The 14,391-nt window shown below is 32.6% G+C and carries 9 protein-coding genes; 8 read left to right on the forward strand and 1 reads right to left on the reverse strand.

Going from position 1 to position 14,391, the window contains the following annotated elements:
* Positions 1-7 precede the first annotated feature (7 nt).
* Positions 8-1,588, forward strand: coding sequence for a RagB/SusD family nutrient uptake outer membrane protein (locus ACQQ6V_RS11860; RefSeq protein WP_448845735.1), 1,581 nt, complete (start codon positions 8-10; stop codon positions 1,586-1,588).
* Between the two features lie 255 nt (positions 1,589-1,843).
* On the opposite strand, the gene ACQQ6V_RS11865 is transcribed toward ACQQ6V_RS11860, so the two are convergent.
* Positions 1,844-2,515, reverse strand: a complete 672-nt coding sequence (locus tag ACQQ6V_RS11865; RefSeq protein WP_448845736.1) for a hypothetical protein — start codon at positions 2,513-2,515, stop codon at positions 1,844-1,846.
* 395 nt (positions 2,516-2,910) lie between these two features.
* Here ACQQ6V_RS11865 and ACQQ6V_RS11870 point away from each other — a divergent pair, with 395 nt between their 5' ends.
* The 7 genes from ACQQ6V_RS11870 to fabD all read left to right on the forward strand — a co-directional run bounded on the left by ACQQ6V_RS11870 (position 2,911) and on the right by fabD (position 14,384).
* Entirely contained in the window at positions 2,911-5,727 is a 2,817-nt protein-coding gene (locus ACQQ6V_RS11870; protein WP_448845737.1) for a SusC/RagA family TonB-linked outer membrane protein, read from the forward strand.
* A gap of 16 nt (positions 5,728-5,743) precedes the next feature.
* Positions 5,744-7,195 (forward strand): RagB/SusD family nutrient uptake outer membrane protein, encoded by a 1,452-nt coding sequence (locus ACQQ6V_RS11875; protein WP_448845738.1) that lies wholly within the window; start codon positions 5,744-5,746, stop codon positions 7,193-7,195.
* Positions 7,196-7,281: 86 nt separating this feature from the next.
* Entirely contained in the window at positions 7,282-7,959 is a 678-nt protein-coding gene (locus ACQQ6V_RS11880; protein ID WP_448845739.1) for a hypothetical protein, read from the forward strand.
* 40 nt (positions 7,960-7,999) lie between these two features.
* On the forward strand, positions 8,000-9,913 hold the full coding sequence (locus ACQQ6V_RS11885) for a putative porin (RefSeq protein ID WP_448845740.1): 1,914 nt from the start codon (positions 8,000-8,002) through the stop codon (positions 9,911-9,913).
* Positions 9,914-9,926: 13 nt separating this feature from the next.
* Positions 9,927-11,501 (forward strand): bacillithiol biosynthesis cysteine-adding enzyme BshC, encoded by a 1,575-nt coding sequence (gene bshC, locus ACQQ6V_RS11890; protein ID WP_448845741.1) that lies wholly within the window; start codon positions 9,927-9,929, stop codon positions 11,499-11,501.
* A gap of 37 nt (positions 11,502-11,538) precedes the next feature.
* Positions 11,539-13,443, forward strand: coding sequence for a LysM peptidoglycan-binding domain-containing protein (locus tag ACQQ6V_RS11895; protein WP_448845742.1), 1,905 nt, complete (start codon positions 11,539-11,541; stop codon positions 13,441-13,443).
* A gap of 65 nt (positions 13,444-13,508) precedes the next feature.
* On the forward strand, positions 13,509-14,384 hold the full coding sequence (fabD, locus tag ACQQ6V_RS11900; protein WP_448845743.1) for an ACP S-malonyltransferase: 876 nt from the start codon (positions 13,509-13,511) through the stop codon (positions 14,382-14,384).
* The last annotated feature ends 7 nt before the right edge of the window (positions 14,385-14,391 follow it).

Here is a 14,391-nt window from a genome sequence, read left to right on the forward strand (position 1 = left end):
TGATATCATGAAAAAACATATTATAAAGTTATTAATTTGTGCAACAGCTGTTGCTACGGTCTCTTCTTGTCGAGATGCATTAGATATTATCCAAGAAGGTAACTTAACTAATGAAAATGTATACAAGTCAACTTCTGATTTACAGAGAGTTTTGGATGGTGATATATATAATGGAGTTTCAGTTACTGGGCAGATTAATTTAACAGCTCAATTTACTGACGAAGTAGGTATTGGTCCTTTCAATTCTGGGTTTGGTATTGGTCCTCATCAATTTTATTTAGATATTACAACAGGTGATGCTGCATCAATCTGGGGTGATAATTATTTTGTGATAAATAGAGTTGTAAGATTTTTAGATAGTGCTAAGAATATAGTACCAACTGATGCAGAAAAGTTAGCTTATAATTCTTATATCGCAGAATCTAGAGCTCTTAGGGCTTTCTCTTATTTGCAATTAATCACTTACTTTTCTCCTAATGTTTCGGATCCTAATGCCTTAGGCGCGATAGTGTTAGATCATATCCCTACTTTTAATACGCAATTACCAAGAAGTACAAATGCTGAAGTTTATAAAATTATAGAAGATGATCTTAATTATGCCGAAGCTAATTTATTAAGTAATGCTAGAAATGCGTCTCAGTATTTTGTTACAAAGTCTATGATATATGCAACAAAGGCAAGGTATTACCTATATACAAAAAAATATACAGAAGCAAAAGTTTATGCTCAAAAAGCAATATCAGAGTCAGGATTGAAGTTGACAGCTGCAACGCCTGTCCCTGTTAGCTCTTTAGATGGTTATGATAAGCCCTCTAGGGCTTGGCATAGAAATTTGAATAATTTTTCTACTGTTAATCCTTACATGAGGATGTTGCAGGATACAGAAAGAGGTGAGGTTATATTCTCTCTTAGTAGACCTAATACTAATGCATGGGAGAATATTGGAGGTCTTTTTGCTACTAATTCTTCTACATATTCAGGTTCTAATTTTGATATGGGGCGTAATCTTTATAATCTGATGAATAGTATTGATGGAGATATAAGAAAGTATATCAATATAGATGCTACATCTAGAATATTAGATGGGAATGATTATTTATCGAATGCTGATTATGTGAAGGCAGATGCGTTGGTTATAAAAAAATATCCAGGTAGAACGGGCATGTTATTGCGTAATGATGTTAAAGTATTTAGGTTGTCTGAGATGTATTTTATTTTGGCAGAATGTGCAGTTAACTCAAATGATTTTGTTTCTGCAGCTGATTACATTAAGTCTGTTAGAGATGCTAGAAACTTTAAAGGTATTAAATCGCTTCCAGTTTATAATACTGCTAAAGATGCTTTGGTAGATATTTTAAAAGAGAGAAGGATAGAATTATCATTTGAAGGACATAGATATATAGATCTTAAGCGACTTGGAGCAGTAGCGGGAGTCTCTATTGATAGAAGTGTCGTGGATGATTATACTAAAACAGCTCCAGTGACTATTCCTATTGTAGATTATAGATGGACATTGCCTATACCAAGGGCGGAGTTGCAGGCAAACAAAGTGATCCAGCAAAATCCAGGTTATAAAGCAACACCTTAATTTTACATTGTATATATTATATTTTTATTCTTTAGAGTTTAAAAGTATTTATAAAAGCCAAAGCAATTCGCTTTGGCTTTTTATTTGAAATAATAATATTGGTTTAAAAAAGAAGGGTTGTTGTGTGATTCTATATACTTGAGATTTGTAAAGATTTATGGAGTTGATTCTTTAATTGTAATTTTAGAATCAAGGTTGTTTTATTCTTCCTAATAACTATTATTTGGTAGAGTTTAAAGTTTTATTTTTAGTGACTTACTTGTGCTGTGTAATTAATTTGGTAAGTTCTATCAGTTGATTTTCATTTTTTAAAAATGAAGTATTTTTTTTAAGGTAATTTTCGATTTCACTATTGTTAAATGAATTTAGAACAGCTTTTTTATTTTTTGGAAATTCTGATATGACATCGTTCTTTTTTAGAAAATATTCTGTTTTTAAAGAGGAAAATTTAGCAGGAGTAGCTTCTCTGTAACCGTCGGTAGCTTTTGGGTCACTTAGGTATACCTTGTCTTTTCTTAGTAGGCTGATGTCATTGTTGCTGTATAATTCTGTGTAATAAGAAGTACTGCCATCTTTGTTATTTTCTAGGACGATCTTTGTATTATTTTGTAAGATAATTGGTGAGTACGCCTTGTCTTTTGGAAGTTCGTAAATGTTTTCGGCATCTTTGAATTCTATAAGGTCTTTATAGGCATTGTATCTGAAGTTTATAGGAGCATTAATGCTCGGTATGTTCGCAAGCGTGAAATTTGGATTAGTGTAAGGATTTCCTTCTATTGTGTTATTATTTTTTGTTGGGTCGTATACATTGTTACTTCTTAATGTAGTTGAGATTCTTGGGTCAGAGTCAAGGATTCTTGTAATAGCAGATTGCCCAAAGCTTTTGAAGGATATCAAAATTACCGCAGTGTATATGATTTTTTTCATGTTTTTTTAAAATTAATTATTATATCAAAGATATTAAATTATTTTTTTTAAGGGATGATTTTTTTTTCAATTTTTAAACCTATTTTTTTGATATTAATTTTGAGGAGATTTTTAATTAATGTCTTGTTATTGGTGATAAATATGTGATATTTTTTGTTTTGGACTTTATTTTTTTTAAAATCAAGTATGATATTTTATTTTTGTTGCTTTTGGATTAATATTAGGTTTGGTTTTTGGAATGTGATATATTAGATGAAATTGACATTTAATTATTTATATAATATTTTTTTTGATGATTTGTTTTTTATTATTTTAACAAATAGCTAGAATTTTCACTTGTATATGTTAAAAATAATTAACATATTTGTGCATTGTAAATATTAAATAGTGTTAATATGAATGTAAAATTAAGAGTGTTAACTGCTGGAGTTCTGTTCTTTACAGGGCAAGCAGCTTTCGCACAGCAAAAAGCTAAAGATACAGCTTCAACTAAAGAGATTGAAGAAGTGATTGTCGTAGGTTTTGGACAAAAAAAAACAGTGCAAGAATTGACGGGATCGACTAGTACGATGACGTCTAAAGCTATTGATGATCTTCCTGTAGCTTCTATTGATAAGATGTTACAAGGTCGTGTTACAGGTGTGCAAGCAGGTAGTGCTTCTGGTCAGCCAGGTGGTATGGCAAGCGTACGTGTACGTGGTATTTCTTCTATCAACGGGGTGACTACACCTATATATATTGTTGATGGGGTTAGGGTTGCTAATGGAGATCTAACGACTTCTAATACAACTGCGAATATCTTGGCTAACATGAATCCTGATGATGTAGAATCTGTAACTGTACTTAAAGATGCTGTTTCTACGGCGGTATATGGTGCTGATGCTGGAGCAGGTGTAATCGTTATTACAACAAAGTCTGGTAAAAAAGGTAAGCCTAAGTTTAACCTATCTTTTAACAATGGTGTTAACCAGCAAGCGGTTAGTATGAGTCGCCCTTTCACTGCTCAAGAGTATAAGGATTATCTTAGAGATGGAGTTAATAATTACTTAGGACGTGATTTAACGAATGAACAAATTGCTAATGGTGCTGTAAATTCAACTTTTACTAGTATCTTCAAATCGCCTTATAATACTGCGTGGGATGATATAGTTAGAAAGAATGGCTACCAAAGCAATGCTGATTTTAGTATGAGTGGTGGTAATGATAAGTTTACCTATTATGCTTCTGCTAATATGTTTGATCAGAACAGTATTATTCGTAATTCATTTTTCAAAAGATTGTCATATAGTACTAAATTGACGTACCAAGCGACAGATAAATTGAAAGTTAGTACAGATTTCCAAATCTCCCATTCTAAGACTAGAACTTTAGGAGATGGAGGAGGATTTGCTAACCCAATGTTAGCGCAATACTTCAATAGACCTACGGATCCTGCTCGTAATCCTGATGGGACTTGGTATTTTGATCCAGTGACTTCTAGATTAAGCAATAACATGATGAACCCAGGTTATGTTTTAGAAAAAAACTATAGTCAAGCTGGGGCTTTAAGAGCTTTTGCTAACTTAAGTGTTGAGTACAAAGTACTTGATCATTTAACATATCGTTTTGTATTCTCTCCTGAGTATGTTAGTGTTGAAGAAGATAGATACTGGAATCCTATCCACGGTGATGGATATAATTATAGTGGTATGAAGAGAGAATCTGTTAACAGATATTTTAATTTTAACGTACAGAATATTTTAGATTATTCTCAAAAGTTTGGATTAAATAATGTTGGTGTTTCATTAATTCAAGAAGCTTATAAAACAGATCGTAAGTTTATATCGAGTACTGGGATAGGTGTTGGTACGCCAACCTTAGAGACCTTAAGCAACTTTGTTGTTCCTTATGGTTATGAAGGTACGAGAGGTATTAGCTCAAGATATGGTTATGCTGCAACTGCACACTATGATTATGATAGATTGATCTTATTGGATGCGTCTTACAGACGAGATGTTTTATCTCAGTTTATGCCTGGCAAAAAAGGAGGTGATTTCTGGTCAGCAGGTGTAGGTGTAGATTTAGCGAGAGTTAATTTCTTGAAAGAGATTGATCAGATTTCTCTTTTCAAGTTTAGAGCATCTTATGGTAAATTAGGTAACCAAGTCTCTGCTAATCCTTACGCGCTTTACAGTTATACAACTAATTACAACGATACTCCAGCTGCAACATATAGTAATGTTATCAATCCTAACTTATCTTGGGAAACTGTTAATCCATTCAATGTTGGGATAGATTTAGGGCTATTTAGAGATAGAGTTAAAATCTCAGCAGAGTATTATAATAAGAAAACGAAAAACTTAATTTATAACGTTCCATTATCTACATCACAAGGTTTAGTAAATATGCCTCAAAATGTTGGTTCATTAGTGAATAAAGGTTTTGAATTTTCTGTAAATGCAGATATCTTTAAAGGAAATAGAGATCAATTTAATTGGACTATCGGCGGTAATTTATCAACTTTAGATAATCAAATTACTGAACTTTATGGAGCATCTGTTAATGGTAGTACAACGACGCTAAGAGTTGGTGAAAGTGCTAGAGCATTTTATTTAAGAAAATGGGCTGGTGTAGATGCTGCAAACGGAGATCCATTATGGTACATTAACGGACGTGATGGAGAAACAACTAATGATTATGCTAAAGCACAACAAGCAGTACAAGGTACGTTCTTAAGTAAATTATTTGGAGGTTTTAATAACTCAATATCTTATAAAGGATTTTCTCTTGATTTACAGTTTACATATGGTGTAGGAGGTAAAGTTTATGATGATTGGGCATTATATACCTATAGTGATGGTCAATATACTATAAATTATCCAGGTTACGGAGATGTAATGGGTAATTATTGGACGCCAACTAATACTAATGCGGCTAACCCTAAGCCTTTATATGGAGGTAACAAAAACTCAAATTCTGCATCTACAAGATTCTTATATGATACAGATTTCATTAGATTATCAAATGCTAGACTTGCATATAGCTTCCAAGGTGATATGTTAAAAGGATCAGGATTATCTAATGTTCAAGTTTATGTTATGGCTAACAATGCATGGACTCATAGATTTGATGATAGATTAAAATTTGACCCAGAAGTAAACGTAGCTGGATATACTAACTTAAGTTTACCAGTTCTAAAGTCATTTTTATTCGGTGTTAATCTAAGTTTCTAAAAAAAAAATTAAAGTAATGAATAAAACAATAAAAATAGGAATCCTTTCTTTAGCTTTAGGTCTTAGTGCAACTTCTTGTTCTGATGACTTTGTTAATAGAGAATTTTATCAAGATGTAGAGGCCGCGCCATTAACTACAACTAACGAGATGAGATCTTTCGTAAGAGGTATCTATAGCTCTATGAGAGCTACAGCTTACTATGGAGCAGATTTCTTAGCATATGCAGAAATCCGTTCTGACGAAATGTATAGTACTACAAACGGAGGTTATTATACGAGAGTTTATAACTACAATATGCTTTCTGACGATGGCTATGCATCAGCAACTTATAACCAAATTTATACTGCTGTTGGTAAAGCTAACATTGTAATTAATACAGATACTAATACTATAACAGGTAGTGATATTGATAGAAGCACAGCTAGATATGCTCAAGGTCAGGCTTATGGTTTGAGAGCTGTCGCTTTCTTTGATGCATTTAGACTATATGGTCAAAAATATATTCCTAATGGAACATTAGGAGTTGTTTTACCTCTTAAATTTGATCCTAGAGCAATACAAGGTAGAGCTACTATTTCAGAAACTGAAGCACAAATTGAGGCTGACTTTGCTAAAGCAGTTCAATTGATGAGTACTAACACTCCTTATTTTTCAGAATCAGCTAAGGCAGAATTATCTGTAACTGGTCTTAAGGGGATGATGTCAAGATATTATCTATACAAAGGTGATTATGCTAAAGTAAGACAATTGACTAATGAAGTTCTTAGTGTTAACAAAACTGTAGCTTCTCCAGATTTACATCAAGTAACATTCCAATTTGTTATGAATGGAGCTGCACCTAACTCTATTTTCGAATTAGCAGTTGGTCTTAATTCTTCTTTGTCTACAGGTTCTTACCGTCAAAGATTAAATAGAAGAGGTTATGATAATATCTTGGTAAATGCATCTGCTTACAATGCTTATGCTAACAATGATATTAGAAAACGTTTGATTTATGTAACTGGTGGTAAGTATTATTTATCTGAAAATGAAAAACCAGGTAAATATACAAATGCTGTAGGAGCTGATAATATCAAAATGTTGAGAGTAGAAGAAATTTTGTTAAACGGTGTTGAAGCTGAGATAAACGGTGGAAGTGCTGCTAAAGCATTAGAGTATTATAAGCTACTTCTAGTAAATAGATTAACAGATATCCAAGGTACTGATGGAAGTGTTACTACGGTAGCAGATCAATTAAAAGATATTACATCTGTTAATATGACCATGCTTAAAGCTGAGAGAATGAAAGAACTTCTTGGTGAAGGTCTTCGTCAGTGGGATTTAAGAAGATGGGGTGATACTGTACCAAGACCAGCTACTGCAAAAAAAGAATTGGAGTTCAATGCTTTCCCTATTCCTAGAAGCGAAACGGATATCCAAAATACACCTGTTAAAGGTAATCCAGGATATGATAATTATAAAGGTTAATTGTAATTAATCTGATATTTTATTGAGTCACTTATTTTATAAGTGGCTCTTTTTTTTTATTATATTTGTTAACCAATTTATATATTATGAAAAAAAGTATTTTAATACTAGGTTTAATTGTTGCCCAGATGAGCTACGGACAAGCGGGTAATGAGAATGTATCATTTTCTACCGGGACGTTCTTTACTAGAGCAAATAGGCCTACTAGTAAAGAAAATGTTATAGATGGCTCCGCTTACACAACAAGCAAAGATTTTTCTAAAGTAATTATTCCTTCGTATAGTAAAAACGTGCAAGATCTAAGGTATAATGCTTATGAAGACGAAATGGAGTTTACAAAAGATAACGAAGTTTATTTTGCAAATAAAGAAAATGGCTTAGAAATTACTTTTCCAGATCTTAAGAAAACTTATGTTTGTTTAACCTATAATTTGGATGGTAATAGAAAGCAAGGTTATTTAGTTTTACTTAAAAAAGGAAATGAATATAATTTATATAAAAGAGAAAGGGTAGAGCTTCTTAAAGGTGAAAAAAGCCCTAATGCTTATGGTAAAGATGCTAACGATTATTATGCAAAAGAAAAAGATGTATACATGATCTCAAAAGGCGATAGGTATTATAAGCTAACAAAAAAAATTAGTGATATGTCTCAGATTCCAGTAGCTAATCAAAAGGCTTTATTGGACTTTGCGCAAAAGAATAAAATTAATCTTAGCAAGGAAGCGGACATGATAAAATTAGTTGATTATATGAACAATAACTAATTAATAAAAATCGTGTATTTTTGTATTTCAAAAGTTTTGAATGAAATACTTATTTTTAGCGATATTTTTATTCTCCGTTATGATGCCTACCAAGGCTCAGGTGAAGATAGCGGACAACTCAATAAAAGATACATTGGTTGTAGATTCTGGGACAAAAGATTCTCTAGAAATCTACAAGCCGACTTTAGATGACTATCAATTTAAAACCCAATTTTCAGATAAGAAAACATTTGATCTTGGGTTTCCTATTGATAATTATTACCGTTTTACACAATTTAATAATCGTGATAATTTTGGCAAAATTCAATTTGCCAATATCGCATCTGGTTTTCAACCTTTGGTTTTCGAAACCAATTCTGAGCAAAATCTCTCAGTTTTGCCAACTAACAAATCTTTTTTTATCTTAGGATCTAATGATATCAAATATTATGATGTCAAGACACCTACGACGACTTTTATCTATCATAATGCTATGAAAAGTGGTGCTGCTCTGCAATCTACTTATACGCAGAATATAGGTAAGCAATTTAATTTTGCATTAGAGTACATGGGGCTTCGTTCACCAGGTTTGTACAGAAATAGTTTGGCAGCGAGTAATAACACTGTTTTTTCGGCGCATTATAAGTCAGAAAATAACAAATACGAGGCTTATGCGCATTATCTTCATCAGAATGTTAGTAATGAAGAATATGGTGGTATAGCGGATCTTGATGTTTTCTTAAGTGGAGATTCTAGATTTAATAATCGCCAAAATATAGAGACTAGATTAACTGGGGTTACTTCTAGATTATATTATAGACGGTATTATTTTAGCCAAGAATTTTCACCATTTAATCCAGATAGATATCCTTTTAAATTAAGACACACTATTTCTCATCAAGGAAATAAGTATTATTTCAATCAAGTCAGTGCAAGTCCTAATATCAGTTCTACTCTTGTAAAAGACTTTCCTCTCAACTCAAAAAAATATTCTGATAATCTCAGTAATACTTTTAGTTTGGTTTGGGATAATGATAATTTCAAATTTGATGCAGGTCTTAGACATCAATTGTTGAGTCTTGGTAACAAATTTAGGCTAGATTCTCTCAATACGCCAGATCAATTGAAGGAAAATCGTATCGGAGCTGTTGGGAATTTACAAATCAAATTGTGGGATAAATTGAGATTAGTCTCTTTCTTGGAGTTTTCTAATGGTAAATCTTTTGGAAGCTTTATAAAAACAAATAATCAAGTTCAATTTGAGCCAATTAAAGATTATCTTGTAGATGCGCATTTTAATTTTCAAAGTGCTGTACCAAGTTTTAATAACTTGATTAACACGTCTAATTATGCTAACTATAATTATTATTTGGACAATCCCAAAAATCAAACAATAACTGAAATTGGAGGTACAGTTGGGCTAAAATGGTTTGATAGTAAGCTTTTTGTTAATTATTTTAGGATAGATAATTATGCTTATTTTAATAATGTTGGGCAATCTTTACAAAGTTCTAATGCACTTAATATATCACAAATAGGTGGTGAGGCGACTTTTAAATACGGTCAATTCAATCTCAATACGAGATTGCATTTTCAAAATGCGTTATCAGGAAAAGAACTTTATCCAATGCCAAGTTTTGTAGGTAGAGCTAATGTATATTGGCAGTCCAAAGCCTTTAAAGATGCTGCTGAGATACAAGCTGGTGTCAAAGTGTATTACTTCTCAAAATTTGCTTCCAGAGATTATTCTCCTGTGCTCAATGAGTTTATTTTGCCTAATAATAATGCTTACAATATCGGCGGACAACCTATTGCGGATGCATACTTTAATATGAAAGTTAAACGTATGTTTTTCTATGTAGAAGCACAGCATTTCAATACGACATTTACACAGAACAAATCTTTTTCGGCGCCTTATTTTCCAATCTATGACTTTAGGTTGAATCTAGGGATTGTGTGGTATTTATTCAGTTAATCTTGAAATTATTATGACAATCGATTTTCGAAATATAGACAGTATTCCTCAATTAATCAAAGATTTTTTGGATGATAAACTGACGTCTGTTAATGATAAAAAATTTTCTATCTCTAATTTTAAAAACCAAATTAAAGAGAAGGGAGAATCATTTTCTCGTAATAATAGATCCGCACTGGTTGATGTATTGCAATCACAACTATCAGGCTTGGTACTTTCTGCAAAGCAAAGTTCTAATCTCGATGCTTTATCATCAGAAGATACTTTTACGATAACTACGGGGCATCAACTTAACTTATTTTCGGGGCCAGTTTTCTTTATTTATAAAATTTTGCAAACGATAAAAACAGCAGAATTTTTAAAAACCGAATTTCCGGATAAACAATTTGTTCCCATATTTTGGATGGCAACAGAAGATCACGATTTTGAGGAAATAGATCATTTTAAAACGGAAAATCATTATTATGAAATAAAAGCTCAATCGGGCGGTGCCGTTGGCAGAATTAATATTGAAGATCAGTTTTTTATCAATGTATTTCAAGAAGAATTTCGAGATCATGTTTTCGGCACAGAGTTGATTTTGATGATGAAAGAAGCCTACAAAAAAGGTCATTCTTTAGCAGAAGCCACAAGATTATTGGTGCATAGATTATTTTCGGAGTTTGGATTATTGATGATAGACGGAGACGATAAGAGGCTGAAAAGTCTAATGATTCCAACTTTTGAGAAAGAACTTCTACATCAAGAATTATATCATTCTACTAAAAATCAAATAGATTTTCTACAAAAGAATTATCATAAAGTACAAGTTAACCCGCGAGAAATTAACTTGTTTTATCTCACCGAAACGAGAAATAGAATAGAGTATCGAGAAGGTAGATATTTTGTATTAGATACAGATATTCAGTTTAGTCAAGAAGAAATTTTAGCAGATTTACAAGCGCATCCAGAACGTTTTAGTCCTAATGCAGTATTGCGTCCGGCTTATCAAGAGACGGTTTTGCCTAATCTGGCTTATGTTGGTGGTAATGCCGAGATCATGTATTGGATTGAGTTAACGGATTATTTTAAAAATATTAATGTTCCGTTTCCGGTTTTGATTCCTCGTAATTCTATGTTATTTCTTAAGGAAAAGCAAATAGAAAAACTGGGAAAACTAAATCTTTCGGTTGAAGATCTGTTTAAGAATTTGGCTCAGTTGGTTAGTCATCAATTATTAGATAATCATGAAATTCTGACGCTGCTACAACAAAAGGAAAAAGATCTAGTGCAATCCTTTGCTGATATCAAAGTTACTGCTTCAATAACGGATAAAAGTTTTGCTAACCTTGTTGAAGCCGAAGAAACAAGACAGCTAAAGTCATTCGACAGAATGAAAAAACGATTGCTACGAGCAGAAAAAATTAAGCAGAAAGAATATCTGCAACGTATGGATGAGCTTTTTTTGAGTATTCATCCTGGTGGAAGTTGGCAAGAGAGACAATATAATTTCAGTGTTTTTTATGGTGATTCAGGTAGTAAATGGCTTGATAGTTGTTACCAAAAAATGAATGTGGAAAATTCTGAAATGATAATTTCTACTATTTAATTTTAAAGCCTTATTTTTGTAAAATATATCATAGACGATGTTGAAAAAAATCTTTATTTTATCGGGATTAATTAGTTTTTTGGCAATTAATGCACAGAAGACTCATACAGTAGAACCTAAGGAAAATCCATATAGTATTTCAAAAAAATATGGACTTACTCTGGATGAACTCTATAAACTTAATCCTAAAATTAAAGATGGTACTCTTAATATTGGAGATGTTTTAGTTATTGGCAAGTCTGGTGATAAAGTTGCTACAAAAGCACCACAGACGACATCTAATACTTCTGCTAAAGTTGGTAGTATTATTTTGCAACCAAAACAAACCGTTTATGGTATAACAAAACAATACCATATCTCAGAAGCAGATCTTAGAAAACATAATCCTGAACTAGATTCTCATATGAAAATCGGTGACGAAGTAAAGTTACCTCTGGATCTTATCAAGAAATATGGTGGTGATGCAGCGACTACTGTCAGTACTAATGTTGTGAAGCCAGCAGTTAGTAACAGTAATTCTGACGATTTTTATACTGTACAAGCTAAAGATAATTACTATAAAATTTCTAGAGAATTTAATATTACTCAAAAACAACTTTTCGCGCTTAATCCAGGTTTAGAAGCCAAAGGATTATCTGCAGGTGATAAGATTAAAGTTAAAGGCGATGTTAATATTACAATAGAAGATAATAGTAATACCAACAATACAGAGAGCGAAATCCCTACAAAAACAACAACTACATCCGTAAAAGAGAATATGTCATCTAATGATGATTATATTACTTATACTGTCAAAAGTGGTGATACGGTTTTCGGGATTACCAATAAATATAGCATTGGGCTTAATGAACTTTTAGAGCTTAATCCAGATCTTGCCAGTGGTTTGAAATCCGGAATGGTTCTAAAAATCAAGAAGCAAGACCCGATGTATTCTAAAAAAAGCGGAGATAATCTTAATGTTGTATTGATGTTACCATTTGGTTTTGATGCCAATGATACTAAGTATAGAAGTATGTCTTTGGATTTTTTGACTGGTGCAAAGTTAGCTATCGAGCGTCAAGTGAAAAACGGGATGAAACTTGATATTAAAGTAATCGACGCTGGTAACGAAAATGCTTTTAAAAATAGTATTTCACAGATTAATCAAGATAATACAGATCTAATCATTGGTCCTTTTTTCAAAACCAATGTTATAGATGTTCTTAACTTCGTAAAAGGGAAAAAAATCCCAGTGGTTGCACCTTTTGCCAATTCGGAAGATCTATACGATTACAGTAATCTAATTATCATAGAGACTAATGTTGATGCTTATGTAGACCGTATGGTAAAAGAAGTGTCTCAGGTTTTTTCTGATCAGAAAATTTATATAGTTGCAGATGCCAACAAGGCCAATGCTAATGCTGTAAAATTGGGTCTAGAAAAAGCACTTAAAAAATCTAATATTACAATTGTAAATAATCCTTCAGACATTCAATTAGATCAAAATATGATGACGGGACAATCCGCTCCGGTAATCACAATTTTAGCTAACGATGAAGAAAATATGGGTGCAGCTTATGCTAACAAAATTATTGCTTTGAGTAAAGAAGCTGATGGTGTTAAAGCATTCAGTATGTTCTACAGTCCAAGTTTTGAGAAAAAAGCAGATGACCTTTCTAAGTCTAGTTTAGTCTATTTAATTGATAAAAAAATTAATACAGATGGCGACTTTGAGAAAAAAATCCTTGCTGATTACAAAGCAAAATATTGTAAAACTCCAGCCAAATATGCAGTTGTAGGTTTTGATGTGGTGAATGATATGCTGATGAGAGAAAACAAAAAAGGAGAGATTTTTAAACAAATGAACAAATCACAAACGCAATTGGCGGGTAAGTTTGAGTTCGAAAGGGTAAAGCCTAACGGTGCTTACATTAACAATGGTTATCGCGTTGTAAGATATTAGTTCCATAATATAGAATAAGTTGGTTATAACGACCAACTTTTAATTTTTAATAGATAAAATAATATATGAAAGCACTTGTATTTCCTGGTCAGGGTTCACAATATGTTGGTATGGGGAAAGATTTATATGATGCCCGAAAAGACATAAAAGATTTAATGAATTCGGCTAACGAAATTCTAGGATTTGATATTCTTAACATCATGTTTAATGGTACAGAAGCAGATCTTAAAAAAACTAAAGTTACACAACCAGCTATCTTTATTCATTCTGTTGCGGCGGTTAAAGCTGTAGATGCTCTTGGAGCACAGATGGTTGCAGGGCATTCTTTAGGTGAGTTTTCTGCATTGGTGGCTAACGGTGTTCTTTCTTTTGAGGACGGATTAAAGTTGGTTGCGGCGAGAGCTACAGCAATGCAAGATGCTTGTGATATTAATCCAAGTTCTATGGCTGCTATTTTAGGTCTAGATGATGCTAAAGTAGAAGAGATTTGTGCAACTATTGATGGTATTGTTGTACCTGCTAATTATAATTGCCCAGGACAGTTGGTAATCTCTGGTGAAACAATCGCTGTAGAAAAAGCTTGTGAAGCATTAAAAGCTGCGGGAGCTAAAAGAGCTTTATTATTGCCAGTTAATGGTGCATTTCATTCACCGTTAATGCAGCCAGCACAAGAGAAGTTGTCTGCTGCGATAGAGGCGACTAAATTCCGTAAGGCAACGATTCCTGTTTATCAAAATATTACAACAACTGCAGTTTCTGATCCAGAAGAGATTAAGAAGAATCTAATTGCTCAGTTAACAGGCGCTGTAAAGTGGACGCAAAGTGTGCAGAATATGATAAAAGATGGCGCTGGAACCTTTATAGAAGTTGGTCCAGGAAAAACACTTCAAGGTTTGATTAAAAAGATTAATCCAGAAGTATTTGTTTCTTCAGCAATTTAATTTAAAC

The sequence above is a fragment of the Chryseobacterium electrogenes genome, from assembly GCF_053553015.1.